The organism is Planifilum fimeticola (genome assembly GCF_003001905.1).
GTDB lineage: Bacteria > Bacillota > Bacilli > Thermoactinomycetales > DSM-44946 > Planifilum > Planifilum fimeticola.
On the sequence record NZ_PVNE01000001.1, the window covers coordinates 89,440 to 113,357 of the forward strand.

A 23,918-nucleotide genomic window follows, 5' to 3' on the forward strand; every position below is an offset into this window, starting at 1 on the left:
TCCGTGAACAGGCGCAAACTTTCGCTGCTGATGTTGGTCACCGCCCTTTCCGTCGCCCTGGCGGGTTCCCATTTCGCCATCGCCACCGCGGAAAAACCTCCATCCAAGCCGCCGTACCTGGATCCGTCGCTGCCGGTGGAAAAACGGGTTAAGGACCTGCTGAAGCGCATGACCCTGGAGGAAAAAGTCGGGCAAATGACCCAGATCAACGTGACGCGGTTGATGGGCGAGGACGAATGGGACCGGGGCCCGCTCAATGAGGAATGGATGAAAAAAGTGTTCGTCGACAATCACGTCGGTTCCATTCTGAGCGGGGGCGGCGCCGCTCCGGTGCCCAACACCCCCGAAGAGTGGGCAAAGATGACCAACACCCTTCAGCGGTACGCCCTCCAGCATTCCCGGCTCAAGATCCCCATCATCTACGGAGTGGATGCCGTCCACGGCCACAACAACGTCCTCGGAGCCACGATCTACCCCCACAACATCGGACTGGCCAACAGTTGGAACCCCTCCCTCGTCCGGGAAATTAACGAGCGAACGGCGAAGGAAGTGCGCGCCACCGGCATTCACTGGAACTTCGCTCCGGATGCCGACATCGGCCGGGATTTGCGGTGGGGCCGCTACTATGAAACCTTCGGAGAAGATCCCCTTCTCGCCTCCGAAATGGTCGGCGCCGCCGTCGCCGGGCTGGAAGGGGACAAGCTCTCCTCGTCGGATCGGGTGGCCGCTTCCGTCAAACATTATGTGGGATACTCCCAGCCTTTGAACGGAGAGGACCGTGCTCCGGCGGACCTTTCCCTCCGCACCCTGCGGGAAATCTTCCTTCCCCCCTTTGAGCGGGCTGTCCAAAACGGTGCGGAAACCATCATGGTCAACAGCGGATCGGTCAACGGCATCCCCGTCCACGCTTCCGAGTACCTGCTGAAGGATGTCCTGCGGAAGGAGCTGGGCTTCCAGGGGGTTGTGGTATCCGATTGGGAAGACATCATCAAGCTGCACACCGTGCACAAAATCGCTCCCACTTACAAAGAGGCGATCCGAATCAGCATCAACGCCGGCGTCGACATGTCGATGGTCCCCTTGGACGCTGAAGGCTTCACCAAGAACCTGATCGAGCTGGTTAAGGAGAAAAAGGTTTCCGAGAAGCGGATCGACGAGGCGGTGAGCCGGATCCTCACCCTGAAATTCCGATTGGGATTGTTTGAGAACCCTTACGTGGATGAGAAAAAGGCGAAAGAAATCATCGTGGACCAGGCGGACAGGGAACTGGCCCGACGCGCCGCGACCCAGTCCATCACGCTCTTGAAGAACGAGAAGAATCTGCTCCCCCTGAAAAAGGATCTCTCCACCATACTGGTTACGGGCCCCAGCGCCGACAACCCGGCCAATCAGATGGGGGGATGGACCATCGGTTGGCAGGGAGTTGAAAATCCGGAGGAAATGCCGCCGGCGGTCACCCTTCTGGAAGGTATCAAAGGGAAAGTTTCGAAAAACACCCGGGTTCTCTACGAACCGGGAGTTCCGCCGGAAGATCAAAAGGATGATCCCGGTGCCGTAGATAAGGCAATTAAAAAAGCGGTAAATGCCGCCAAAAAGGCGGATGTCATCATTGTGGCAGTCGGGGAAACACCGTATGCGGAAGGGGAAGGAAACACCTCCACGGCCGCCCTGTCCCAGGCTCAGACCAAACTGATTCGGGCGCTCAACGACACCGGGAAAGATGTGGTAGTGGTCCTCGTGGCGGGCAGGCCGCTGATGATGACTGAGACCATCGAATCGGTTCCCGCCTTCCTGATGGCCTATCTCCCCGGCACCGAGGGGGGAAGCGCATTGGCGGACATTCTCTTCGGCGACGCGAATCCCAGCGGCAAACTGGCCTCCACGTGGCCGAAGCGGATCGGTCAGGTGCCCACCTTCTACAACCGGCAGCCCGGCGCTTCCTACGATCCCCTGTTCCCCTTCGGTTACGGGCTGAGCTACACCAGCTTCCGCTATGAAAACTTCCAGGTGCCGAAGTCGGCCAAACCGAAGGGCGCGCTTCGCGTCGAAGTCACCGTGACCAACACGGGAAAACGGGCGGGGGACGAAATCGTCCAGGTGTACGCAGACCGCCAATACCAGTCGGTATTGAGCCCCGTGGAGCGGTTGGTCGCCTTTCAACGGATCTCCCTGAAACCCGGAGAGAGCAAGCGGGTGATCCTCGACATTCCCGTTTCCCGGCTGTCCGTCATCCCCGGCGACATCCTGGGGACGGAGAAGCGGGTCGTGGAACCCGGGACGTACCAGCTCAGGGTCGGAGACCTGACGAAAACCTTCACCATCTCGCAATGACATGAGCAGAGGAAACCGCGAGGGCGTGTCACCCGGTGCTGAAATGAGACGGGGGCGGCACGCCCTTTTCCTTTTTACATCCCGGCTTTATGGACCGGGTTTACCTGCGGAATTCACGGAGCCCCATTTGGCGAAGGGTGCCGGTGATCAACCGGGACTGAACACGAGCGGTCCGGAATCCGACGGAAAATCCCTTTCGCTTCCCGAAGAGGAAAAGAAGCGGCGGAATGACCGCCGCTTCTTTTTCCCTGAGGACCGCCTTCATGTGGTATAGGACTCGATCCACGCCTTCAGGCGTTCCTTCGGTTGGTAGCCGACCACCGTGCCCAGCTCCAGTCCCCCCCGGAACAGTTTCAACGTGGGAATCGTCATGACCCCGTGCCGGCTGGCGGTGTGGGGATTCTCATCCACATTCAACTTGGCGATCGTGACGCCGTCGCCCATCTCCGCCGACAGCTCCTCCAGCACCGGGGCAAGCATCCGGCAGGGCCCGCACCAGGGAGCCCAGAAATCGACCAGCACGGGCTTTGGCTGCCGGATGGTTTGTTCAAAATCCCGATCGGTTATGGTTACCATGGACATGGTTTGAAATCCCTCCCCTCTACCCGCATTATACCCCGATGGGTATATTGGCACAACGGGGCCAAACAGCCAGTATATCCGTGTTGCCTTGGCCATCCGACGGGATTCCAACAGTCAAACCAACACCACACCCATGGCAACCAACCCCAGACCCAATAGGAAATAAATCAGCGACCGTCTCCCGTTTCGCTTTCTGTCTTCCCCGGTACGCCGCGCCTCGATCCATCCGTCCACGAAATGGCCATCCCGATTGCCCAACGCCCCCTTGGCCATGAACAGCAATATCACCCCCGCAACCAAACAAACCCAGCCGACCGTTTCCATCGGTTCCCCCCTCCCGATTTTCTTCCAACCTTAATTGCTTCATCAATTGTTTTCCCGTCCTGATCCCCGCTAAATCCTTTGGGAACAAGTCATTGCCGGGATCCCGGAGGGGGTGTGCCGCGCAATAGCAAAAACACTCAGCGGCACACCCCCTCCGGCTTTTTCCGCTTTTCACCTGTCTTCGAAAAGCAACTCGATCAAAAATATTGCCCCGCACCCCCGGAAGCGGGTGCCGGGCAACACTCTCCAGCGATTCGGCTCACTTCGATTGTTTCTCTTTTTCTTTTTTCTTCTCCTTTTCCACCTGCTGCATCCATTCCTCGATCTTCTTTTCTTCGAAGGACCGGGCCCATTTTCCCCCCTTCTCCATGACCCATATCCGTCCCTTTTGTTTGACGCCAACAACGGTGCGAGTGTCCCCTTTCAAACGCAAGGTGAGCGAAAGAACCGGCGTTTCCTTCTTAAACCGATCCGCTTCAACCGCCAAGTCGTCGGCAGTAAGATAAGTAAGGTGTTCAATCCAACCCCCGATCCGCTTCGGATCAAAACGGTCCTCCCCTTCCGTCAGCTTCCATTGATCTCCCTTCTTCTCGGCTGCCAATCGCTTCCCTTTCCAATCAGCCCGGATCCCGGTCACTTTCTCAGGATCCAGGGAGACCGCCTGCTTTTCCATCAGATCGAGGGGGCGTTTACGTAAACCCTCCGCCTGCACCCCATCCAATTTCAGTACGGGGGCTTGGTCCCCGGTGGTCACATAGTTCCCCCCTTCCACCGGGATCTGGCTCCCGACATCCAGGCGAAGCGTTTTCCCGTTTTTCAGGGATACGGTCAAACTTAGCTCCGGGTCCTTCAGACCAAAGGGGGTCACGTCGTCCGGGCGCTTTTTCTCCACCGGTTCCGCATTTTTCAGCCCGACGAAGGACGAAACCCAAGCATCGACCGCCTCCCCGTCCACGGGGAGGGGACGGGGACGGACAAATTCCCATCCTTCCCCGGTCTTCTTGAGCTCAAGGGAGACTTTCCCCTTCTCCAAAAGGGTCAATTGGGTCACATCCTCGGCTTGGACCCCGGGGAACAACCGGTCCGCCCTTTTCTCTTCAGGATCTGATCCGCCCGAACCGGAATAGAAGAACCACAATGCTGCAAAAACGAGGACGGCAAGTCCCGTAGGAAGCCATCGCTTCATGCCCGACGCCTCCTCCACCAGATCACTCCTCCGGCGATCAGGAAGATGATCGGCAAAAGCACGACGGTACCCAGAAAAATCGCGAGGGCCTCGCCGGCCGGTACATAGGCCTGGCGCAGGGACATCTCGACGGGGCGGATGGTCACCTTGGTTTCATCCCCCTGCAGCCAGCCGACGGCGTTCAGGACAAAGTCGCGGTTTCCCTGCAGGGTTAAAGCGTTGCCCGAAAACATGGCGGAACTTCCGACAACCACCGCCCGGGGCTCTTCGGCATCCTCCCCCTTCCCTCCGCCCTTCTTCGCCGTCACCGCATAGGCAAGGGTCAGCGGACCCGGTCGGTCCTCATCTCCCTTTTCCACCCGTGCCTCCTCCGAAGCCCAGGACGTCTCGCCGAAGGCGTCCCGGGAGGTCTCCAGCAGCTGCTCCAAGGCCTCTTCCGATCCCTTGACCGGATCCAGGCTGGTCGCCCGGGGAAGCACCGTCACCATGTCCCGCTCCATCAGCTCCGAAGTGATGTCGTGACCAACATACTGGGGAACCGGAGTCAGGGGATCGCCGTAATAGGCGCGTTCCGGATCGACGACCAGGTCACCGGAAGCCCGGATTCCCAACCGTTTCAGAAGCCCATTCATATTCTTCCACTTTGACATTCCCTTTTCGGGAGAAAGGGCGATGAGCACCTTCCCGCCGCCGTCCAGGAACCGGTTGATCATCTTGGCCTCCTGGCCCGTCAGATCGGAGGTCGGTCCGGCAATCACCAGAACGTCCGCATCCTCCGGAACGCGGGTCTCCCGAATCAGATTCAACTCCTTCACCTGGTTGCCCTCCCCCATCAGATCGGAGCGCAACGCCGCCGCATCCGCACCGGAAACTTCCCCGTGTCCCTGCAACAAGTAGATCACGGGTTTTTGGGAAGAGGTCAGGTTTCGGATGGCCTGTGTGAAGTGCTCTTCTCCCCGAAATCCGTAGGATCCCTGTACCGCCCCCGGCACAAACAGATCCCAGGGAGCAACGGTTTCCTCTTTTTCTCCTTTGACAAAGACGACGGTATTGTACTCTTGCACTTGATATTTCTGGGCCAGAGAGGGTTCCTTGACGGGATCGACAAAGCGAACGTCCAATTTGTCCGTCTCCTTTTGGTAAGCCCTCAGGAGCCGCTCCACCTGCCTGCCGGTATCTCTGTTATCCGTGAAGGCATAAACCCGAACCGTTTCCTTCAACCCCTTCAGGGTCTCCTTCGTCTGGGCCGACAGGCTGTTGACCCCCGTCTGCGTCCAATCCCAGCGCCAGGGGGCTTTCCCGGAAATGAGGACGATAAGCGCAAAAATACCGATCAGGGCGGCGATGAATACGCCCGAGTTGACCACCTTCAATCCCCTGTTCATCGAACCACCTCCGATCCGCGAATATTTGTGCCCGTTTATCGCCAGCGCCGCTTTTCCAGGGACTGGACGGCCAATCCCAGAAACAGAAGAATCAGCGCGAGATAATAGACGATATGGGAAACATCGACAATGCCCTTCTCAAATTCCTCCAGGTGATGGAGCATGGAAAAGGAGGAGAGCACCTCCTGCGACACCCCGTAGAAGGCGTCGCTGGCCGTTTCCAAAATCCAAAATCCGAGCAGCAGGGCGAAGGCGACAATCCCGGAGACCATTTGATGTGAGCTCAGGCTGGAGGCGAACAGGCCGACGGCCATCATCGCCGATGCGATCAGAAACAGGCCCAGATAAGCGGCGGCCAGGAGCCCCCAATCCAAATCGCCGTACCGGGTGAGAATCCACGGATAGATCAGGCTGATGGCGAGAATCATCAGCACCACGGTCACCGCGGCCAAATACTTCCCGATCACGATGTGAAACACCGTCAAGGGGGAAGTAAACAGCAATTCGTCCGTCCCCTGCCGCAGTTCCTCGGATACCAGGCGCATCGAAAGCAGCGGCGTGATGAACAGAAAAAGAAACGACGCCGACTGATACACGTACTCCTCCCGCACCACCTGCGATCCGAGGAAGGCGGTGGAGAACAGATAGCCCATCACGACAAAAAAGAAGGCAAAAGCGACATAGGAGGTGGGTGTCACGAAATACTGCCCCATTTCCTTTTTGTAAAGGGCCAGGACCTTTCGCATCATGCATCCCTCCGCTCGGTGGTCGTCAGCTTGCGGAAGACCTCTTCCAGGGAGAGATTTTGCCTCCGCATTTCCAATATGGGAAACCGCGCCTCCGCCATGGCGAAGAACAGCGCTTCGCGAATGTCCGCATCCTCCTTCGCCTTCACCCGAAACTCCACGGTTCCTTCGGCTTCTCCGGCAATTTCCACCCGCTCCACCTGATCGATCGCCCGGATTCGGGCCTCCGCCTGATCCCGTGGTCCCTTGATCTTCACCGCCAGGGTGAAGCCTTCATTCATCCGGTGCGACAGGTTTTCCGGCGTGTCATCCTCTATGAGACGCCCCTGATGAATGATCAGGACGCGGTTGCAGATCATCTCCACCTCCGGGAGAATATGGGTGCTCAACAAAACCGTGTGCTTCTCGCCGAGCTCCCGGATCAAACCGCGAATTTCGCGTATCTGGTTGGGATCCAATCCCGAAGTCGGCTCGTCCAGGACCAATAGATCCGGTTCATGAAGGATCGCCTGGGCCAAACCCACCCGCTGCTTGTATCCCTTGGACAGGCTGCGAATCAGTTGGGTGGCCTTCTCCTGAATCCCCACCCGCTCCATCGTTTCGCCGATCCGTCGCTTTTGCTCCCGAACGGGAATCTCGCGGAGGTCGGCGATCAATTTCAAATACCCGTACACCGTCATGTCCGGATAGAGGGGCGGCGTTTCCGGGAGATACCCGATCTTTCGCTTGGCTTTTCCTGAATGTTCGGACATGGAAATGCCGTCGACGCGCACTTCCCCTTTTGAGGGCATCAGATAACCGGTGATCATCCGCATCGTCGTCGTCTTTCCTGCACCGTTCGGCCCGAGAAAACCCACGATCTCCCCCCGGGCCATGGAAAAATGGATATCCTCCACCCCACGCCGGTTGGCGTACCTTTTGGATACGGAATCAACATCCAGCAAATGGATCCCCCCTCACAAGAAAAAATCAAAAACCAGATTTCTTAAGGAAATCCGGTTTGAGCATCCAAAAAATATTGTAATCGGGTGAAGGTCCAGGGACAAGGGAGGAGCGAGGCTCCCTCCGATCCGACATCGATTGAAAATTTTTGCGGGTTTCATGCAACCTCCGCAGGCGGAAACCCGTCCTTCAAATAACCGCTTTTCGTCAACCGGGAGGGATCCCGAACCGCTCTTGCCACATGCGGAGCAATTTCTCACGGTAGGAGGGATCGAGAAAGCGGTCCACCCCGTTCAAAATCGCCCGGCGGTACGAAGGGCTGGGAGCCATTTCCGCAGGCGCCTTGTGAACGACGCTGTATGTCATCGCCCGTACCCGTTCACCCTTCCACACCACTTCCACTTCCATCCGGCGATAACGGCCGAGGGGAACTCCTTCCCGCCTGTCCAGGGGAGCCTGCGCCGACGGATGAAGTTTGTACAAAACCCCCCTCCACCTCATCCTTCGGCGAAGGAAGCAGATCCGCCACTCCCCCCTGCCACTTGTCGCTCCACAAGGTAAAGGCCAGCCGGTATCCGGGAAGGACCGCTCTTCCCATCACTTCATAATTTTTCCCTCCGACCGTAGAACGAAAGCTCGCCTCATCCATGCAGGACCCGTAAGCAAAATATCGCACGCCTTTTTCCATCCTTTCCCCCTTGATAAGTTTAATGGTGATTAGAAAAACCTTCCGTTTTTCATCAACATGAAAATATAGTATGATAAATTTGGGAAAGATCCCTATTAAGATCCCTTTAATGGGGTTGATTATGGAAAATACTCCCAAAGGAGTGGGAATCATGATGAATACCTTGGATCTGGCGCAGACCGGCGAATTGATTCGAAAAATTCGCAAGGAACGCGGTCTGCGGCTCGAAGATCTGGCCGACGAAAACATCTCCCCGGCCACCATCAGCAACATTGAGCGGGGGATTCCCCATGTCCACGTGGATAAAATCCGCTACCTGCTGAACAAGCTGGATCTGGACATGGAACAGCTTCCCGAATTGATCACCGATAAACAGGAAGAGATGGAGACGATGAAACTCCGGCTGGTCTCCATCGAATCGATGATCGATTGCGGCAACGTAGACCAGGCCATCGATGAACTGAAAACATTTTCCGTCCCCGATGACCATCCCTACTCCGCCTACATCAGCCTCCTCAGAGGAAAAAGCCAGGTGAAAAAGCGCAAATGGCGGAGGGCGGAGCGGGAGCTGCTGAACGCCATCCGCATCGCCAACCAGAACCCCCAGGCCAAAAGCAGCAACATCGCTGCCGGCAGCTATAACGAGCTGAGCATCATCAGCTATTTCAACAACAACGTGGAAAAAGCCCTCGACCTGGTGGAAAAAGGGCTGGAGGTCTTCATGGAGGATGGGGAGCGCAGCTATTTCAAATCGGTCCTGCTGGGAAACAAAGCCCTCTACCTGGAGCACCTGGACCGCGTACCGGAGGCGCTTCGGGTCGTCGAGGACCTTTGGGATACCATTCCCGAAATCCCCAGCATCGAAACGGTTCTCAATCTGTACGAGCTTCGGTCCGTTCTGCTCCGGCGTTCCGGGATGTACGAGGAAGCCATCAACTATGCCAAGGAAGGCATCGAAATCGGTCGGATCAACAGACAGACCGGTCGTCTGTTCCACCTGTGGACGGCTTTGGGCAGCGTCTATCTCAACATGAAAAAGTGGAACAAGGCGGAGATCGCTTTGAAAACCGCCCTTTCCGTCAGCGAAAACATGTTGTACCCCAACGGCCTCACTACCGTCTACACCAAGCTGGGGATTTTGTACATGAACCAGCAGAAATGGGAGGAAGCCCATAAAGCGATGAGTGAAGCCCGAAAGACGGGAGAACGTACGAATGATCTGCGGAGACTCGCCTTGGCCTACCTGGTGTCCGGAGATTGCCACCGGGCCGAGGGGGACGACAGCAAGGCCGTTCCCTATTATCAGCAGGCGCTGCAACTGGCCCGCAAACAGCGAAACAAAAAACGGGAGTACGCCGCTCTCTTCCGCCTCGCCCAATGCGTTGAACATACCAACGAGCAGGAATTTCACCAGTACGTGGAAAAGATGTATAAAGTACAAGTAGAACTTTCACAACCAGAGGGGATGGGGTATGAGGAAATTGAGTAAACTGCTGACGGTATTCGTGCTGATGGCCCTTGCCTTTGCACCGGGAGTGGGTATCGACGCCCAGCATGCGTCGGGGGATGTGGCAAGTTCCGTCACCATCAAAGGGGATCCCGTTCACATCTGAGGCCCGGGTGAAACGACTGCCGGTTATTCAACTCCAGATCCGAGATGTTTGTCAACTGTCCACCAGGGTCCTCCCTGGTTTTTTTATGGGCCGAGCCTGTACAGGCAAGGGCGGAATGGCATAGAATAAGGAGGACATTCATGAAAGGAGTCATACAATATGAACGCGCTCGCACCATCCGGTGAGGAAAAGCTGCTGGCGGCTCTCTGCCACGGCAGCGCCCTGTTCTTTCCCATCCTTCTCCCTCTGATCATTCTCCTGTTAAAACGGGACTCGCTCTTTGTGCGCAACCATGCCCGAGAAGCCCTGGTTTTTCATCTTTTCATGATTCTCGTGATGTTTTTATGCAAACTGTTGTTCATCGTCCTGATCGGTTTCCTGCTTCTCGGGATCGCCTTCCTTTTCTACGCGGTCACCACCGTCATCGCCGTGATTCGATCCTTGTCCGGCGGGGAATATCGTTATCCCTTCACCAGCCAATGGGCGAGAAATTTGTAAAGGCATCTATCGCCGCTTTCCTTCAGGAAGGGGCAGGTGACGAATCGCCAGCCAGGTGAAAACCGGAACAAATCCGACGACCAGGACAAGCCAGCGAAGCTGTTCCGGAGAGGGAGCCCGCTCCACCCACCAGAGAAAAAGGAGGAGACTGGAAATCCTCCCCACATTGAGGGACAATTCCCGGGCGACCACGAATTCCACCCGGAAACGGGCGGTCTCCCGGCTTTCCCCGATCACATCGAACGCCATCGAAGTGAGGGGGATGAGGTACAGGGGGGAGAACAGGGCGGCCCCCACCCCCAAAACAAACAGCGTCCAAGTGTTCAGTTCCCACAGGATGGGCAAGCCCACCAACCCCATCATCAAGGACCCCAACAGGACGGACTCGTCCCTCCAGTCGGGACGCATAAACCGGCCCACCAAATAAAAAGTCACCAAGGAAACCAGGGAGGAAATCGCCAAAAAATTGCCCAACACCCACTCGTCCTTGGCGGCGATATAGACGAGGAGTCCGATGAGAAAAGCGAAAATGCCTTCCCGGGCCCCTTGGGCGACCATGGCCAGGCTGACCCAGTACCAGCGGGTCCCCCGTCGGACTCCCAACCTCAAAATGTCCGTGAGCCGATATTCCCCCGAAGCGCGCCGGCGCTTCAACAGAAAGCTGATGAGGACCGCCAATAAAAAAATTCCCAGCGAAAAGCTGAAAATGATCCGATATCCCGTGAGCTGATCCACCCGCTTGATGATCCAGCCCGACAACATCGGTGCGGCGATACCGGCCGCTGAAACCAAGAGGCCGTTGACGCCGTTAAAAATGTCCCGGTTATCCCGCTCGGTGATCTCGAAGTACAGCAGATTGAACGCCAGCCAATAAAAGCCCGACCCGATTCCCATGAAAACGCCCAGCAGGGTCACATGCTCGGCGCTTTCACGCCCCAATATCAACACCGACAGGTAAAAGACCGCCTGAAGAGCCACCCCCACACGCACCACCACCACCCGATCCACCCGTTTGGCCAGCCGTCCGGCCACCACAAACGCCGCCGCCATCGCCACGTAACTGATCAGATTAAACCATCCGATCAGGGCAAACCGGCTGTTGATCTTCCACAGATAGACATTGACAAACGTGTTGGACAGAGCGGTGGATGCGGCAAAGAGCCCGCTGATCAGCAGGAGAAGCCAAGCTTCCCTGTCCAGTTGTTTCCGGTCAGCAAGGAATTTCATAAACGCCTCACCACGGGTTAGCATAACCAACAGGGACCATCTTAACAGTTCCCGTTTCATGCCAACCCCGGAGCGATCCCTTTCTCATCGTTTCGGGCGAAGCAGAATCCCGGTGAGGAGAAAACCCGTGACCAATCCTCCCAGATGGGCGATCAAATTGATCTGCGGATCCAGGATGCTGATGAGAACGCTGATCCCGATCATGGCCAACAATCCCTTGCTCACTTCCGGCTCGATGGCCCGGCGGATGATGAGATACAGATAAACCCCCATCAGGCCGTAGATCGATCCCGACGCCCCGGCTCACTCCGGTTTGACCGAACCAGATCATGTACCAGTAGGTCATCAGGTTGCCGACAAACCCTGAAAACAAGTACAAAAACAAAAAGGAGATTCGCCCGAACAGCCATTCCAACTGGGGGCCGAATAGATACAGGGCAAAGCTGTTGAACAGGAAATGAAAAAGACCGATGTGGATGAAGATCGGCACCACCAGACGCCACCACTCCCCGTAGCTGACCAGAAGCGGTTCCAAGGCACCGAAGCGGATCAAATTCGGTATGTATTGCGTGCCTCCCAGGAAGGTCATGATCAAGAAGAAAACCGCTTGCACCGAAAAAAGGGCAGTCACGACCGGAAACAGGCGGGGAAATTGACGAAAGGGGATATGTGTGTGGCCGAACATAAGACCCCTCCTCAGTGATTGGCCGATCCGACGCCCCGGACGATCGGCTGACCCATCTTCAATGCTGTTCCCGACACCCAGTCGGAGGTCCACTCCACTCTCCCCGGTTCAAACAGTAGAATAACCGTTGAACCGAATTCAAACCGCCCCATCTCCTGTCCCTTGGATAGAGGGAGCGGCGGTTCGTACACCTTCCGCAGTCGCCCTCCGGCGGAACGGGTCGACACCTGCGGATCAAAATTGAGTCGAATGCTTCCCACATTGGTGGCCCCCACCTTGACCACGGCGATCCTTCCCAGGGAGGTGCGCATAAAGGTGATCAGGCGCTCATTTCGCACAAACAGGCGGGGAATGATGCGAACGCCGAAATCGTTTACCGGAAACAGTTTCCCCGGTATGTAGGACACATGCGTTACTTCTCCGGCGGCCGGAGCGTGAATTCGGTGGTAATCACGCGGACTGAGGTAAATGGTGACAAACTTTCCGCCCTCGAACGCAGCGGCCTGTTCGCTGTCCCCTCCCAGCAGATCTTCGAGTCGATAGGTTACTCCCTTTGTTTGGAGCAGGGTGCCCTCGGTGATCTCCCCCAACTGGGAAATCACTCCGTCGACCGGACTGACGCCCGTGTTTGGGGACGAATCCACGGGGCGGGCATCCGGCTTCAGTTTCCGTATGAAAAACTCCAGCAGGTTTGGATAATCGCGCCAGGGTTTTTCCGCCTCTTCCAAGTTGATCCGGAATCGGCGGATAAAAAGGGGAATCGCAAACCGGCTGATCGGGCTGCGGGCCCAGCGACCCACCGCTCTGGACAGGGCATGTTTGGGGAGAAGATAAAAAAGGGACAAGAGGAAACGGTCCTTCATTTTTCCTTCAAAAACCCTCCCTAACACAAATTAGAATGGAATTCGGCGAGTGAATCATACTTTCCTGGGCACAATACATACCGGAGGTGATAAAAAAATGGCTTTCCAACCCAAAGGACCGGCCCAAACCAATGCCCAGCAGGTCCGCCAAAAGAACCGGCAAGCGGCTCAGCAGCAACAACAACAATATCAAAATGAGTTTGCTTCTGAGACGAATGCGCAACAGGTTCGCCAGCAAAACCAACAAGCCGAAGCCCGCAAGCAACAAAACCAACAATAACGGATATACTCACGACGCCCATCCCGGGAAATCCGGGATGGGTTATTCGTTTTTTGGGGTTCCTTTGGAAACCCCCGCGGACAGGATGATCCGCATCGCTTCCTCCACGGAAAGATCCAACACTTCGATCTCCTCGCGCTCAAACCAGTGCAGATCCCCGGCAAACTGCATGCTTTGCGGGAGATAAACCCCCACGTATTCCTTGCCGTCCGACGTCTTGAAACAAGGCTCCTTCACCGTCAAAAAACCGATCCGCCGGGTGCCGGCGACCGGGACAAGAACCACCGTATCGAAGGATTTTTTCTCTCCGAAGAGGGAGTGAATGGTATCCTTCAAGGTCCCGTAAACGCCCTTGATGAAGGGGAGTCGGTGAATCAACCGGTCGATGAAGTCAAACACCTTCCGGGTCAACCAGATCCGGGCCAAAAAACCGATGAAAAGCACGAGTCCCACCACGACCAACAAGCCGAGCCCGGGAAAGCGAAGGTTTTCCGGAAGCAAAGCAAGCCCCCATCCATTGACCAACCGGTATACATAGCGGAGCAGATAAACGGTACCGGCCAGGGGGAGAATCACCAGGAGCCCGCTGGTAAACATCAAGGTCAGCCGACGAAAAACCCCCGAACCTTGCATCGTTTCACCCCCTTCAAAAAATTTGTCGCATCCCTCGGTACTAGTTTAACACAGAAAAGATGGGACGACGGCCCGATTTTGCACGAAATGGACGGATATCGTTCCCCTTTGCCCCGTTCGGAAATATTCTATCAACATATCAAAACCTTTTAAGTAGGTGAATGAATGAACCAGACACGACATCATTGGCTGCGCGTTCATGGCCGGCGAATGGACTCCGCACTGCGGAATGACCTGATTCGCCGACTTCACCTGCTGCGCTGGATGCCCTGTTTTCTGCACCGGACCGCTCTCGGTGTGATGGAAAGCCTGACCCGCGTCCCGGTCCTGATTCAATTGGAAGCCAACCGGAAAAAAGAAACGGGAATCGTGGCCGCAGAACATCAGGCCCTCGAATTCCCGGTCAGGCGAGTCTTCGACAATCTCGGCCTGTACTCCTGTCGCCTTTCCCTGAAGCAAATCAAGGAATTGATGGAGCGACCCGAAGTCAGCAAGATTTACCTGGATCGGAAAGTGTACGCCCTTCTGGATACAGCCGCTCCCGCAACCCGAGCTCCCCTGGTTTGGGAAGCGGAAAATCAGGGAGAAGGCGTCACCATCGCCGTGGTCGACACCGGCATCGATCCACATCCCGATCTCACCCGCCCCAACAACCGCATCGTCGCCTTCAAGGATTTTGTCGGCGGCCTCACCAAACCCTACGACGACAACGGACACGGCACCCATGTGGCCGGATGCGCCGCCGGAAACGGATACGCTTCCGACGGAAAATACAGGGGAACCGCCCCCCGGGCCCGGCTGGTCGGCGTCAAAGTGTTGGACAAAACCGGGGCGGGGAACTTGTCCGATGTGATTGCCGGGATCAAGTGGTGCATCGACAACCGCGACCGGTACAACATCCGGATCATTTCCCTCTCCCTCGGCAGCCCTCCCAGCGGTTCCTACCGGGATGACCCCGTCTGCCGGGTCGTCGAAGAAGCCTGGAACCACGGCATCACCGTCATCGCCGCCGCAGGAAACAGCGGACCGGAAGCGGGAACCATATCCAGCCCGGGGAACCACCCGCGAATCATCACCGTGGGAGCCTCGGACGACAATGAAACCGCAGACCCCGGAAACGACACCATCGCCTCCTTTTCCAGCCGGGGTCCGACGGCAGACGGAGTGGTGAAACCGGATCTGATCGCTCCCGGGGTGGAAATCACCTCCCTCCGGGTGCCGGGTTCCTATCTGGACAAAATGAGCGCGGACAACCGAACGGGCCAATACCTCACCCTGTCCGGCACCTCCATGTCCACACCCCTCGTGTCCGGCATCGCGGCCCTGATCCTGTCCGCTCATCCGGAACTCGATCCGGATCAAGTAAAGCAAAAATTGCTGTCCACGGCTCGGGATCTCGGATTTTCCCCCAACGAACAGGGCAAGGGTCTCGTCGACGCCTTCCGGGCCGTGTCAGCCGAATGAGTTCTGCATGAAGATGCCGTTTATCGCGGCATTTTTTTATATCCGCGCGTGCACCAGCATTTGGACGGACCGGTACGCATTCACTCTCCCCACTCCCGCACCCGTCACCGGAACGGAAGAAGCGGACAAAATCCGACGAACCTGCTCGGGGGTCAAATCCGGCCTCAAATACAAAAGCAGGGCCACCGTTCCGACAACATGAGGGACCGCCATGGACGTCCCGCTCATTTCCCTCGTTCCCCCGTTGGTCCAGGAAGAGGGGATCATCTCTCCCGGGGCGGCCACATCCACCTCCCGACTGTGATTGCTGAAGGAAGCGATTTGTCCCCTTTTATCGGTTGCGGTGACAGCGATGGTCTCCGGATACCGGGCGGGAAAATCCACCCTTCCGTACATGCCTTTGTTTCCCGCGGCGGCCAGCATCACGATGCCCTTCCGATAAGCCTTGTATATCGCCCTCCTCAAGGATTCGCTCATCTTCTCCATCCCGAAGCTCATGTTCACCACTTGCATCTTGTTTTCAATGCACCAGTTGATGGCGCTGAGCAAATCGGACAGGTTGGCGGTTCCTTTTCGATTGAAGGCTTTGACCGCATAGATGTAGGCCCGAGGAGCCACACCGATGAGTCCCGATTCCACGGCGCATCCGGCAATTGTTCCCGCCACGTGGGTTCCGTGCCCGTTGTAATCGTAGGGGGAAAGCAGCGGGGACAAGATGTTGACTCCCCCGCGGTAATTGCTCTTCACCGCCGGGTGATCGTAGTCGATGCCCGTGTCGATCACCGCCACCTTCACCGCCTTGCCCCGGGTCATCGACCATACCTTGTTCGCCTCCACCTGCCGAACTCCCCAGGGAATGCTCGGCGCGGACCGGTCGGAGATTTTCCCTGCATAGGGCTCGGTGATGGTTACACGGAGGTCCGGCTCCCAATGGAGCACATAAGGATGCCTCTCCAAAAGGCCAATCGCTTCCACATCGTGGACAAATTCACCGACCACCATCCCCAAATGGCGCAGAACGCGAACCGGCCGCCCGCCAAACCGGTAAAGGTCCCGACAGACGTCCTCGGGATCGCAGGATTCCTTCAGATGAAAAATGCGGCGGATTCTTTTCGTTCGACCGATCCAGGGTCGGGGGTCAGACCAAGGCAAAATCATGTTGAACACTCCCCATCCTCACTTTTTGGGCTGGGATTGCATATATTGAGACCGATTCGGCCATGCCAAAGGAGGGTAGTGAATTTGCCACCCAACAAACGATCTTCACGGAGTACCGTCAGCAGCGAAGATCACCCCTCAATTCCGAAAATCTCCGATCGGCTCGAGGAACTGCACCTTCTGGCGCAGCAACTGTCCATGACCACCAGCGAAGTGGAACGCTGGATCAAAGCGATCAACAACTTGTCATCGATGGTTCAAGACCGAAAAAACCTGAACGACCTCGTTACCTTCCTGTACAACTGGCAAAATAAATCAAAAAGCGGAAAACAGGGGGGCAACAATCCGGCGAAGACATCGCGGCAGAGTGCCCTGCCGAATCAACCGATTTCCCGGGACGGAGACAGCCTGTATGACATCATCAATGCGCCGAATTTCACCCAGATCGTGGAGAAAGTGATGGCACGAAAGAAGAGGCGGAAAAAATTCTAGCCGTTTCGCGCGGAGAGAAATAAACGATTTACGGGATACAAGTTATGTACGTCTTGGGAAAATGCACACGTTATCCACCCAATGGGCAAAAAAAAAAGGCGGAGGCCGAAACGGCCTCCGCCTGAGTTATTGACAGACCCGGCTGACTTTCCGCCGGGCCGGGTCTCCTGATCGGTCGAGCTGCCGGTCATCTCTTCCCGGCAGGACGAAATTTCGAAGCGCAACCGAAGGATGAAAAATCCGTGTCCCTTCCCACGTTCCGCACCTGATCCCAGAAGGCGGCGACACAGTCGAGGGGGCGGGACGCCGAATTCTCCCCGGCGAAGAAGAAGGTTTCCTCTTCCCCGTCTTCCCCTGTAAAAGTCACATAATATACCGAATAACGGACGGTCCCTCGATCGGGATCCTCAATGTCGAAATGCGCTTCGTGACTGATCGAAAGCTGCTCAAAGGAACGAACCGCCTCCCGGTCGGCTTGGTTCTCCATGTCCCGGAAGCGGATGGCGAACCGATCCCCCTGCTCGTCGATTTCGACATCGCGAATGCGGCCATACAGGCGAAGCTCCCCCTGATCCGCATCGATCGTTCCCGTCAATACCGACGTCCCTTCGATCGCGCGATTCAGCAGGCGCTCAAGATCGGCGGAAAACATTTCCCGAACAGAAGCCTGAAAATTAACCACGTTGCCGTGGGGAAACACGCGCATGATTGACCGACCCCTTCCGCCCCGATTATACCGAAGGGGATCCGTCGATTCAAGAAAGGTTTTGTTTCCTTTGTTTCTCCAGCATGCGAAGTTCCACCCGCCGAATCTTTCCGCTGGTGGTTTTGGGCAAATCGGTGACAAATTCGATCTCCCGCGGATATTTGTAAGGGGCGGTCACGCTCTTGACGTGCTCCTGGAGCTGCTTCACCAGTTCTTCCGATGCCTCCTCCGGCCGTTTCAGCACGACGAAGGCCTTGACGATCGCTCCCCGAACGGGATCCGGACTGGCCACCACGGCGCATTCCCGCACGGACGGATGTTTCACCAGGGCATCCTCCACCTCGAAGGGGCCGATGGTGTAGCCGGAGCTGATGATGATGTCGTCGGCACGACCTTCGAACCAGAAATAACCGTCCTCGTCCATCCTCGCCTGGTCACCGGTGAGATACCAGTCCCCTCGGAAGGCCTTGGCGGTCCGTTCGGGATCCCGGAAGTAACCCTTGAACAGGGCCGGGGCATCCTTATGCACCGCAATGTCCCCCACTTGTCCCGGCGGCAACACTTGGCCGCTCTCGTCGATGATCGCCACCCGGTTGCCCGGCGTAGGCTTCCCCATCGATCCGGGCTTGATGGTCATTCCCTGAAGGGTTCCCACCAACAGGGTGTTTTCCGTCTGTCCGTATCCATCCCTCACATCCACGCCGAAATGCTTGCGGAAGGTATCGATCACTTCCCGGTTGAGGGGTTCGCCGGCGCTTACCGCGCTGCGCAGGGACGACAGATCAAACCGGTCCAGCTGATCCACTTTGGCCATCATCCGGTACTCGGTGGGCGTGCAGCACAAAACATTCACCCGGTATTGTTCCATCAGGGCGAGGTATTTCTCCGGATCAAACCGGCCCTGGTAAACCAATCCCGTCGCCCCCGACCCCAGGGTGGAGATGAAGGGGCTCCACACCCACTTGGCCCAGCCCGGACCGGCCGTCGCCCAGACCGTGTCCGTCTCCCGAATATCCAGCCACTTCTTGGCCGCCACCGCCTGATGGGCAATGGCCCAGCTGTGATGATGGATGACCCCCTTGGGACCGCCCGTCGTTCCCGAAGTGTAGGAAATAAAGGCGATATCGTCGCTCCGCACCTGGGGCAAACGCACCGAATCATCCGAAACGGAAAGGTTTTCGATCGGCTCCCAACCTCCGCTTTTCTCACCGCGGACAACGCGCAGCTTCAGGCCGGAATACTCCTTCGCCGCCTCATCGACCCGCCCGGTGAGCACACTGTCGGCAATCACCCCTTTCACTTCCGCATGCGTCATCCGGTAACGGATGTCGGAGGGCATGAGCATCTCCGAGCAGGGGAGCACGATCAGACCCGCCTTCAACGCCGCCATATAGGCGATATAGGCCTCCGGAACCCGCGGCAAAAGGATCATGATCCGGTCGCCCTTGCTCATCCCCGACTTGAGCAGACCCTTTGCCAGGGCGTCGGATCGGTCCTTCAATTCGGAGTAGGTCAGAGTCCTCTTTTCTCCCCGCTCATTTTCCCACCGGATGGCCACCTTGTCCCGGTTCGCCGCATGGCGGTCGATATCCTGGGTCATGTTGTAATATTCCGGTATTCTAAGTTCCAAGATAAATCCCCCCATTGCGAAAATGCCATACATCTTTTTCATTCTACATCTTTACAAGGGGATCCTGTCCTTTTTACATAACATTTTATTCCTTTTATAACCAACAAAAAGGAGGCGGATTTTCCGCCTCCAAGACCGATCATTCTTTGTTACCGAACAGCGCCGCCACCCAATTGTTGCTGAGCCAGAGCGACGAGACGCTTCGTGATTTCTCCACCCACAGATCCGTTGGCCCGGGAAGTGGTGTCCGGACCCAGGTTCACACCAAACTCTTGAGCGATTTCATACTTCAGCTGGTTCAAAGCCTGGGAAGCCCCCGGAACCAGCAGTTGGTTGTTGTTACGCCGACGTTCTTGCTGTTGTTGTTGGGCCATCTTTTTTCACCTCCTTGGTAGATGGTACTCTTATCTTGTGAAGTTCTCGGAGTATGATACGAGTGAAATTTTGGTTACGCGCCTCCCTTTATGCCGCGCAAGACCCGTTTCACAGGCGACCTCCCGCTCGCTCCAGGAGGGAGCGGGCCTCCTCCTCCCTGGCTTCATCCGTGACCACCGTCACTATCACGTCCTCCGGCGCATCCAGGCCATCCGCTCCGGACAGCCCGCTGGCGTCAGGATGGGCCGCAGCCAACACCCCGGCATCCCGGCTGCTGATCGCCGCCCCCATCGTAATGCTTGCCAGAGAAGAGGGGGATTCGGAGATGGGATTATCCAGATCGACCACATTTTCCCCCGGGAATTGGGAAAAACGATCCATCTGGACCGTTTCGAAACCTCGCTCCTTCAGCTCCTGCACCGCCTTTTGAGCGTTTTTCTCGGTCCGGAAATAGGCGATGATGCTTTTTTCCTTCATCTGCACACCTCCTTTGGGCGTATCACGCATAATATGGTTGAATCCCGACTTTCTCTATGCACTTGCCGGGTGCCACATTTTTCGTCGGGCGAATGAAGCGCATCCGGTCCGGGCACCTTAAAAAAGAAACGTCCTTCAGGAACGGGCGGCTCAAAAACGAAAAGGGCCGCCGGCCGGACGCCGGCAGCCCTTTATGCAAGGATATCCTCATGAGTGCGACTCAAATGGGATTGCCTTTTATGTGCGCCCCTTGCCCCGGACAAATCCCCTTGCCCGGGACAAGGAAGTACCTGTCCTATGAACGATCCGATCGAGACCCGAAGGTCCTGCTATCCGATGTTGGCGGGGGTTAGCTGGCTCCTTTCATCCTCAATTGGCGACGAAGTTTTTTCAGCCGCTCAATCTCCTCACGCAGATCATGTTGATACAGGAACTCGTGGCGAAGAACGGCCAATCGAAACTCCCTCTCCATACTGCGCAATTTTTCTTCGATTTCGCGCAATTCTTCCACCATGAGGAACCACCCCGTTCGCAGAAGATGAAAACCAGGAGTCTCGTCCATGGTTTTCCCACTCCTGTTTATACCCTCTTTACGAACAAATAAACCTCAAAAAACGGGAAAAATCCTGATCGATTCCATTCCCTGCGACAAATTCCTCGCCAATCAAACAATGGGAAGGTCACCAACCTCCCCATTGTTTCGACGAACGTTCGTCATTCTTCGCTTTTTTGGGAAGCCAACTGATTTAAACGTCGCACCAAAACCGACGTCCGATACACCTTGTACATTTTGGCGGCATCCACCGTGGTCAGCAGCCTCGTTCCCGCCGTCAGCTTCCCTCCGTCTCGGTAGCGAATATAGTCATACTGTTTCAGTCTCGCCAAGATTTCCTCCCACTTTTGCCTGCTTCCGATATGTTCACGAAAGTGCTCGTAGACCACATTGCGGTCGGCGACGGGTTCCTTCTCCCTTTTTCTCATGTCCGGGTCCAGCCGGGGGTACACCAAGAGTCCCCACAGGATCACCAAAGCGGAACGCGTCACGGGATCCCAGTTTTTATGTACGGGAGAATCCCCTTTATCCATATCAACCCTTCTTTTGGGTATTTCCGGAAGGAGCGAACTGATCTCTCGGACGGACAAGTTGCCCATTCTAAAATCCCCCCTTCTTTCTGTCCATCGATGGTCGGATGCAGTCGGAATGGGCTTTTCCGGGTGAATGGTCGTCTCTTGACTCGAATATTTTGATACGCTCTAAAAGGTTGGGATGAATTGAAGTTAAGGTCTATAATACCTTTATGGTCGAATTCAGGTACAATTATACTTTTGAATGGGATAACCCCCGAAAAAAACGAGGATTTGATAGCCTTTTTCTGCAATGTATTCTCATAACAATGAATTTTTACAAGTATTGCCCTGGAAAATTAGATTAAATTTCTGTTATATTGAAAAAGAGTGAAGTGTATACGGGGGGAATCCGCCATGTTCGATACAAAAAAAGGAAAATATTCCGAGGAGGAAAACGAACGGATCATCACCGCATTAAATGAAGAATTGGCGAAGGGTAGGCCGGAACGGGAAGTGATCCGCGAACTGGCAAATGAACTGAACCGGGGATATGCCGGGATCATCGCCCACGTCCGAAAATTGCGGGCAGAGCGTCCCGAACGATTCACGGCCGTTTCCGCCGGCAACACAAAGCCCCGCTTGAACAGTTGGTCCGATGAGGAAGAGGAAATCCTGGTGCAAACGGTCAACCAATTCGCCAAAGAGGGAAAACCCATCACCGCCGCCATCGAAGTGTTGAAGGAGAAGCTCTCCCGCACCCCCGGAGCGATTTACCAGCGAATTTATACTCTCAGGAACAAATATCCACATAAATTCACCCATCTTCCGAAACAGCGTCCGCGCAGACGAAAACAGCCCAGCTGGGCCGTGCAGAAACCGATTATACGCAAGTTGGAAACCCCGCCCAACTGGGAAGAGGAGCAGCGGTGGAACTCCGAACCGGGCCGCGAAGAGGCTTCCGCAACGGCGGAAGCGGCCATATCCGAAGAAACGGTCGCGATCGCCCCGATGAACAGCGAAGAGGCGATGTTGCTGAAGGCCTTTGAGGAGCGGTACGGCCGGATCAATCACCAGACGAAGGAGAAGATGCTGCAGCTGATGCGGCGCTACGGTTGCACCCGCGTCTCCATCGCTTTGTTCACCTTGTCCGAAGATAAAGACTTCCCGATGGTCATCGCCAACTTTTTGGAAGAGCACTTGAAAAAAAGGACAAACGGATATGACGGAAAAGGGCACGGGCATTGAGCCCGTGCCCAGTCGCGTATTCGGGAAAAACCGGAATGTCGGTTATCAACGCTTTATCGGATAACCAGCGGTCTCCTCTTCTCCCCGGGACATCCCTACGTACATACCTAAAGGGGTTCCCGGACGGTATCCCTCCGTCGAATGGGGATGCTGGCACAAATCACCGTCGTCCGATCCCGGCCGGTCTGCGGTCGAATCTCCACCTGGCCTACCACATCGTATCCAAACTCATCGCACAGCTCAATCAGGCGAGCCCGAAAATGCTTCAGTTTCTTCTCGTCGATTTCCGTGCGCTGATAGCTGAGGACCAGAGACAGTCGGTCATCAGCGGTATCCGCAGTCGGGCGTTCCCTATCCCTTCCAAACAGATTGATCATGTCGATTTTCACCTCAGTCCTGGATCGGGCGATCAATTAAGCGATGGGAAACAGCCGCTTCAGCCGATTGATGAAGCCGTTGTCCTCCAGCTCCATAAAGGGGACGGACTCCCCGTTTATCCGGCGGGAAATATTGCTGAAGGCTCGTCCTGCAGTGGATTTTGCATCCATGATCACCGGTTCCCCCGTATTGGAGGAGCGGATGATCCGCCTGTCCTCCGGAACGATCCCCAACAGATTGATCGCCAGGTGGTTTTGAATCCGTTCGACGCTCAACATGTCGCCGGCCTTCACCATTCCCGGCTGAACCCGGTTGACGATCAGATCGATCTCCCGGAGATCGGCCGCCTCCAAAAGTCCGATCACCCGGTCCGAATCCCGGACGGAAGGAATCTCCGGATTGACGACCAGAATCGCCCGGTCCGCCGCAGCGATCGCATTCCGGAAACCGCCCTCGATTCCGGCCGGGGAATCGATCAGGATGTACTCGAATTCGTTTTTGAGCTCGTCCACCACCTGTTTCACCTGAGACGGCGTCACTTCTTCCTTGTATCGGGTCTGGGCCGCCGGAAGAAGAGCCAGATTGGGAAATTCCTTGTGACGGACAAGAGATTGACGAAGCTTGCACACCCCTTCGATCACGTCCACCAAGTCATACACGATCCGGTTCTCCAGGCCCAGCATCAGATCCAGTTTGCGAAGACCGATGTCGGTATCGAGCAGACAAACCTTTCGACCCAGCTGAGCCAGTCCGATCCCCACCGATGCGACGGTCGTCGTTTTCCCCACGCCGCCCTTTCCGCTGGTCACCGTAATCGCCACGGGTTCATGATTCATTTTCGCTACTCCTTTCTCAAACCCTCTTAAAGATCGATTCTTCTCGTGGGTCGACGGTCCGGCGGCGCCCAAAGCCGTGGCCCACCGATCAATCTCCTCTTCCCCA

Annotated in this window: 29 protein-coding genes; 8 read left to right on the forward strand and 21 right to left on the reverse strand. The window is 56.2% G+C overall.

Annotated elements, in window-relative coordinates; genetic code table 11:
• The first annotated feature begins 3 nt into the window (after nt 1-3).
• A complete protein-coding gene (locus CLV97_RS00365) occupies nt 4-2,331 on the forward strand; it encodes a glycoside hydrolase family 3 N-terminal domain-containing protein (protein ID WP_245891299.1) in 2,328 nt (775 codons plus the stop codon).
• A 100-nt stretch (nt 2,332-2,431) separates the two neighbouring features.
• Here the strand turns inward: CLV97_RS00365 and CLV97_RS17810 are convergent, their stop codons facing one another.
• From CLV97_RS17810 to CLV97_RS00400, 8 genes are all read right to left on the reverse strand, one after another.
• A complete protein-coding gene (locus tag CLV97_RS17810; RefSeq protein ID WP_146130369.1) occupies nt 2,432-2,617 on the reverse strand; it encodes a hypothetical protein in 186 nt (61 codons plus the stop codon).
• Nucleotides 2,593-2,913 (reverse strand): thioredoxin, encoded by a 321-nt coding sequence (gene trxA / locus CLV97_RS00370; RefSeq protein WP_106343538.1) that lies wholly within the window; start codon nt 2,911-2,913, stop codon nt 2,593-2,595. The genes CLV97_RS17810 and trxA overlap by 25 nt, the downstream gene beginning before the upstream one ends.
• Before the next feature lie 114 nt (nt 2,914-3,027).
• Entirely contained in the window at nt 3,028-3,237 is a 210-nt protein-coding gene (locus CLV97_RS00375) for a hypothetical protein (protein WP_106343539.1), read from the reverse strand.
• 259 nt (nt 3,238-3,496) lie between these two features.
• The gene (locus CLV97_RS00380; RefSeq protein WP_106343540.1) at nt 3,497-4,423 is read right to left on the reverse strand and encodes a DUF4340 domain-containing protein; all 927 of its coding nucleotides are present in this window, start codon (nt 4,421-4,423) and stop codon (nt 3,497-3,499) included.
• Nucleotides 4,420-5,808 (reverse strand): GldG family protein, encoded by a 1,389-nt coding sequence (locus tag CLV97_RS00385; RefSeq protein WP_106343541.1) that lies wholly within the window; start codon nt 5,806-5,808, stop codon nt 4,420-4,422. The genes CLV97_RS00380 and CLV97_RS00385 overlap by 4 nt, the downstream gene beginning before the upstream one ends.
• A gap of 35 nt (nt 5,809-5,843) precedes the next feature.
• Complete coding sequence (locus tag CLV97_RS00390) at nt 5,844-6,554, reverse strand: ABC transporter permease (RefSeq protein WP_106343542.1); 711 nt, start codon at nt 6,552-6,554, stop codon at nt 5,844-5,846.
• Complete coding sequence (locus tag CLV97_RS00395; protein ID WP_106343543.1) at nt 6,554-7,498, reverse strand: ABC transporter ATP-binding protein; 945 nt, start codon at nt 7,496-7,498, stop codon at nt 6,554-6,556. Before CLV97_RS00395 ends, CLV97_RS00390 begins: the two co-directional genes overlap by 1 nt.
• Nucleotides 7,499-7,703: 205 nt before the next feature.
• Entirely contained in the window at nt 7,704-7,979 is a 276-nt protein-coding gene (locus tag CLV97_RS00400; protein WP_170070296.1) for a gamma-glutamylcyclotransferase, read from the reverse strand.
• 356 nt (nt 7,980-8,335) lie between these two features.
• Here CLV97_RS00400 and CLV97_RS00405 point away from each other — a divergent pair, with 356 nt between their 5' ends.
• The 3 genes from CLV97_RS00405 to CLV97_RS00410 all read left to right on the forward strand — a co-directional run bounded on the left by CLV97_RS00405 (nt 8,336) and on the right by CLV97_RS00410 (nt 10,295).
• On the forward strand, nt 8,336-9,673 hold the full coding sequence (locus tag CLV97_RS00405) for a helix-turn-helix domain-containing protein (protein ID WP_170070297.1): 1,338 nt from the start codon (nt 8,336-8,338) through the stop codon (nt 9,671-9,673).
• Complete coding sequence (locus CLV97_RS17990; RefSeq protein WP_170070298.1) at nt 9,657-9,797, forward strand: hypothetical protein; 141 nt, start codon at nt 9,657-9,659, stop codon at nt 9,795-9,797. Before CLV97_RS00405 ends, CLV97_RS17990 begins: the two co-directional genes overlap by 17 nt.
• Nucleotides 9,798-9,956: 159 nt before the next feature.
• Complete coding sequence (locus tag CLV97_RS00410) at nt 9,957-10,295, forward strand: DUF4870 domain-containing protein (RefSeq protein WP_106343546.1); 339 nt, start codon at nt 9,957-9,959, stop codon at nt 10,293-10,295.
• 6 nt (nt 10,296-10,301) lie between these two features.
• On the opposite strand, the gene CLV97_RS00415 is transcribed toward CLV97_RS00410, so the two are convergent.
• The 3 genes from CLV97_RS00415 to asd are packed head-to-tail and all read right to left on the reverse strand — an operon-like array spanning nt 10,302 to nt 13,070.
• Nucleotides 10,302-11,522: an MFS transporter gene (locus tag CLV97_RS00415; RefSeq protein ID WP_170070299.1), complete on the reverse strand. Its 1,221-nt coding sequence runs from the start codon at nt 11,520-11,522 to the stop codon at nt 10,302-10,304.
• Between the two features lie 7 nt (nt 11,523-11,529).
• Entirely contained in the window at nt 11,530-12,207 is a 678-nt protein-coding gene (locus tag CLV97_RS17815; RefSeq protein ID WP_146130370.1) for a rhomboid family intramembrane serine protease, read from the reverse strand.
• Between the two features lie 11 nt (nt 12,208-12,218).
• Entirely contained in the window at nt 12,219-13,070 is an 852-nt protein-coding gene (gene asd / locus CLV97_RS00430; RefSeq protein ID WP_106343549.1) for an archaetidylserine decarboxylase, read from the reverse strand.
• A gap of 97 nt (nt 13,071-13,167) precedes the next feature.
• Between asd and CLV97_RS00435 the strand changes: the two genes are divergently transcribed.
• Nucleotides 13,168-13,350 (forward strand): gamma-type small acid-soluble spore protein, encoded by a 183-nt coding sequence (locus CLV97_RS00435; protein WP_106343550.1) that lies wholly within the window; start codon nt 13,168-13,170, stop codon nt 13,348-13,350.
• A gap of 42 nt (nt 13,351-13,392) precedes the next feature.
• Here the strand turns inward: CLV97_RS00435 and CLV97_RS00440 are convergent, their stop codons facing one another.
• A complete protein-coding gene (locus CLV97_RS00440) occupies nt 13,393-13,983 on the reverse strand; it encodes a DUF502 domain-containing protein (RefSeq protein WP_106343551.1) in 591 nt (196 codons plus the stop codon).
• A gap of 165 nt (nt 13,984-14,148) precedes the next feature.
• On the opposite strand from CLV97_RS00440, the gene CLV97_RS00445 reads away from it, so the two are divergent.
• The gene (locus tag CLV97_RS00445) at nt 14,149-15,447 is read left to right on the forward strand and encodes a S8 family peptidase (protein ID WP_106343552.1); all 1,299 of its coding nucleotides are present in this window, start codon (nt 14,149-14,151) and stop codon (nt 15,445-15,447) included.
• 36 nt (nt 15,448-15,483) lie between these two features.
• Here the strand turns inward: CLV97_RS00445 and CLV97_RS00450 are convergent, their stop codons facing one another.
• Nucleotides 15,484-16,605, reverse strand: a complete 1,122-nt coding sequence (locus CLV97_RS00450) for a S8 family peptidase (protein ID WP_146130371.1) — start codon at nt 16,603-16,605, stop codon at nt 15,484-15,486.
• A gap of 84 nt (nt 16,606-16,689) precedes the next feature.
• On the opposite strand from CLV97_RS00450, the gene CLV97_RS00455 reads away from it, so the two are divergent.
• Nucleotides 16,690-17,097 (forward strand): hypothetical protein, encoded by a 408-nt coding sequence (locus CLV97_RS00455; RefSeq protein WP_106343554.1) that lies wholly within the window; start codon nt 16,690-16,692, stop codon nt 17,095-17,097.
• A 187-nt stretch (nt 17,098-17,284) separates the two neighbouring features.
• On the opposite strand, the gene CLV97_RS00460 is transcribed toward CLV97_RS00455, so the two are convergent.
• The 6 genes from CLV97_RS00460 to CLV97_RS00485 all read right to left on the reverse strand — a co-directional run bounded on the left by CLV97_RS00460 (nt 17,285) and on the right by CLV97_RS00485 (nt 21,371).
• Nucleotides 17,285-17,803: a hypothetical protein gene (locus CLV97_RS00460; protein ID WP_106343555.1), complete on the reverse strand. Its 519-nt coding sequence runs from the start codon at nt 17,801-17,803 to the stop codon at nt 17,285-17,287.
• A gap of 49 nt (nt 17,804-17,852) precedes the next feature.
• The gene (mbcS, locus tag CLV97_RS00465) at nt 17,853-19,433 is read right to left on the reverse strand and encodes an acyl-CoA synthetase MbcS (RefSeq protein WP_425440532.1); all 1,581 of its coding nucleotides are present in this window, start codon (nt 19,431-19,433) and stop codon (nt 17,853-17,855) included.
• A 149-nt stretch (nt 19,434-19,582) separates the two neighbouring features.
• Complete coding sequence (locus CLV97_RS00470) at nt 19,583-19,807, reverse strand: alpha/beta-type small acid-soluble spore protein (protein WP_092037216.1); 225 nt, start codon at nt 19,805-19,807, stop codon at nt 19,583-19,585.
• Nucleotides 19,808-19,916: 109 nt separating this feature from the next.
• Nucleotides 19,917-20,285 (reverse strand): hypothetical protein, encoded by a 369-nt coding sequence (locus CLV97_RS00475; RefSeq protein ID WP_106343556.1) that lies wholly within the window; start codon nt 20,283-20,285, stop codon nt 19,917-19,919.
• 349 nt (nt 20,286-20,634) lie between these two features.
• Nucleotides 20,635-20,847: a hypothetical protein gene (locus CLV97_RS00480; protein WP_106343557.1), complete on the reverse strand. Its 213-nt coding sequence runs from the start codon at nt 20,845-20,847 to the stop codon at nt 20,635-20,637.
• 152 nt (nt 20,848-20,999) lie between these two features.
• Nucleotides 21,000-21,371 (reverse strand): hypothetical protein, encoded by a 372-nt coding sequence (locus CLV97_RS00485; RefSeq protein WP_146130372.1) that lies wholly within the window; start codon nt 21,369-21,371, stop codon nt 21,000-21,002.
• 396 nt (nt 21,372-21,767) lie between these two features.
• Here CLV97_RS00485 and CLV97_RS00490 point away from each other — a divergent pair, with 396 nt between their 5' ends.
• The gene (locus tag CLV97_RS00490; protein ID WP_106343559.1) at nt 21,768-22,598 is read left to right on the forward strand and encodes a hypothetical protein; all 831 of its coding nucleotides are present in this window, start codon (nt 21,768-21,770) and stop codon (nt 22,596-22,598) included.
• Between the two features lie 107 nt (nt 22,599-22,705).
• Here CLV97_RS00490 and CLV97_RS00495 read toward each other — a convergent pair whose 3' ends face one another.
• Together CLV97_RS00495 and minD are read right to left on the reverse strand one after the other, a co-directional pair.
• Nucleotides 22,706-22,975, reverse strand: coding sequence for a cell division topological specificity factor MinE (locus CLV97_RS00495; RefSeq protein WP_106343560.1), 270 nt, complete (start codon nt 22,973-22,975; stop codon nt 22,706-22,708).
• A 36-nt stretch (nt 22,976-23,011) separates the two neighbouring features.
• Entirely contained in the window at nt 23,012-23,812 is an 801-nt protein-coding gene (gene minD, locus CLV97_RS00500; RefSeq protein WP_106343561.1) for a septum site-determining protein MinD, read from the reverse strand.
• Nucleotides 23,813-23,918: the final 106 nt, after the last annotated feature.